Raw genomic sequence first — 1,761 nt, 5'->3', positions numbered from 1 at the left:
CGGGCAACTTGCGCCGACCAATGCAATTGGTCCGGCCCGCCACAAGTTGCTGGACAGTGCAGTAAAAGCCCCGAAAAATCAGCACCTTTGCCCCGCCCTCTAAGGGCCGGGCGTCTGTGCCAAGGAGTTCGGCCCAATGCTCAATGTCCTGTTTGTCTGCAGCCAGAACAAGCTGCGCAGCCCCACCGCCGAGCAACTGTTCGCCGACTGGCCGGGGATCGAAACCGCTTCGGCGGGGCTCAACCACGATGCCGAAGTGCCCCTGGGCCCGGAGCTGGTGGAATGGGCCGGGCTGATTGTGGTGATGGAAACCCGGCACCGGGAAAAACTGCGCAAGCGCTTCAAGGCGCAGCTGCGCGAGCAGCAGATTGTGTGCCTGAACATTCCCGATGATTACGAGTTCATGGACCCGGAACTGATCCAGTTGCTGCGGCAGAAGGTGCCGCCGTTTCTTCCTGCGGGCCAGGAGCTGCGCTGAACCGTCATTGCCCTTGGGGCAAGGCGGCAAGCAAGGCCGCCGAGGCGTTGTACAGCGGCGTGCTGCCCTGCAACAGAATCTGCGCGCTGCGCCGGTAGGCGGCGCCGTCGATCAGCAGCTCCCCGCCAGCCAGCCTGGCATTGATCAGGGTCTCCAGCACGCCGGCGGGGTTTTCAATCGCCAGCGGGTATTCGCCCGGCTCCTCGCCGATCACCGGCGCCCGTGCCAGCAGGGCGTGGGCCACGGTGCCCTCGGCCAGGCAGGCCGCCGCCAGGCAGCAACCACCGGACACCGCCAGGGACGGGTGGGCGTTCTGCGGGGTGAAGTAACGGGTGGCGATATCCCCGCCTTCTCGCGCCGGGCTGACGATGCAGATCTTCGGGATGGTTTCGCTGCGCCGCAGGTCGTCGGCGCTCATCAGGCTGCCATCGCGCTTGCGCAGGCCCATGCGCAACCCGCCCAGCACCATCAGTTCCAGCAGACGCGCCTTGAACTGCGGGTCGGCGTCCAGCTGGGCCGGGGTTTCCTCGCCGGTCTGGCCCAGGTCCGCTGCGTGGATGATGACCATGGGCACCGCCACATCGATGCAGGTGGCGGCAATACCATCCAGCAGGTCGACCCGTTGCCCGGTGGGAAACAGCGCGCCGGTCTTGGCCCCCACCGGCTTGTCGAGAAACAGGTCGACCCCGGGAAACACCCCGTTGACCCCGGGAATCCGCGTGTCGCTCAGCAGCCGGCCATTGGCGAAGCCTAAGCGCGCATACATCGTGGTCTGGGTGTTGCTGTTGTAGATCTCGATCTGCCCACCGCCCTCCCCGGGCTCCAGCCAGCCGCGCTGCTGGGCATACAGCGGCAACGCCGCGGACATGTTGCCGCAGTTGACGCTCCAGTCGATGGCGCTCTTGCCCGCCGCCAGTTGCGCCAGGGTGCTGATCATCCGCGTCTCGCCGGGGCGGCGCTCGACGATGAACACCTTGTTGCTGGTGGGCCCGCCGCGGCCCAGGCCGGTGATCTGGCTGTTGCCCGGCCACTCGCCATGCAGCGGCACGCCCATCAGGTGGCGCAGCAGTTCTTCCACCAGGGCTTCGTCCCGGGGCAAGGCTTCGCGGGCCAGGATCAGCCCGGTGGAGGTGCCGCCACGGGCGTGGCACACGGGGAACTCAGGGATAGCAGCAGGCTTTTGCAGATCGGGCATGGCGGGCGCCTCCACGGTGGGCGAAAAGAGCAGCCCCTTGTCGCGCGGGCAACGGGCGGCAGCGCCGCATGATAAACCGTCGCGGCCG

2 protein-coding genes are annotated in these 1,761 nt (G+C 67.2%); one reads left to right on the top strand and one right to left on the bottom strand.

The window, feature by feature from the left end; genetic code table 11:
* The first annotated feature begins 136 nt into the window (after window positions 1-136).
* Window positions 137-478 carry a low molecular weight protein tyrosine phosphatase family protein gene (locus BLX41_RS12860; RefSeq protein ID WP_123725178.1) on the top strand — a complete coding sequence of 114 codons (342 nt, stop codon included), beginning with the start codon at window positions 137-139 and terminating at the stop codon, window positions 476-478.
* A gap of 4 nt (window positions 479-482) precedes the next feature.
* Here BLX41_RS12860 and BLX41_RS12855 read toward each other — a convergent pair whose 3' ends face one another.
* Window positions 483-1,673, bottom strand: coding sequence for a PrpF domain-containing protein (locus BLX41_RS12855; RefSeq protein WP_123725177.1), 1,191 nt, complete (start codon window positions 1,671-1,673; stop codon window positions 483-485).
* Window positions 1,674-1,761 lie beyond the last annotated feature (88 nt).

This window comes from Pseudomonas protegens (genome assembly GCF_003732485.1).
In the GTDB taxonomy this organism is placed as follows: Bacteria; Pseudomonadota; Gammaproteobacteria; order Pseudomonadales; family Pseudomonadaceae; genus Aquipseudomonas; species Aquipseudomonas protegens_B.
Note: the sequence above shows the minus strand (reverse complement) of the source record. Positions and strands in the feature narration are given on the sequence as shown.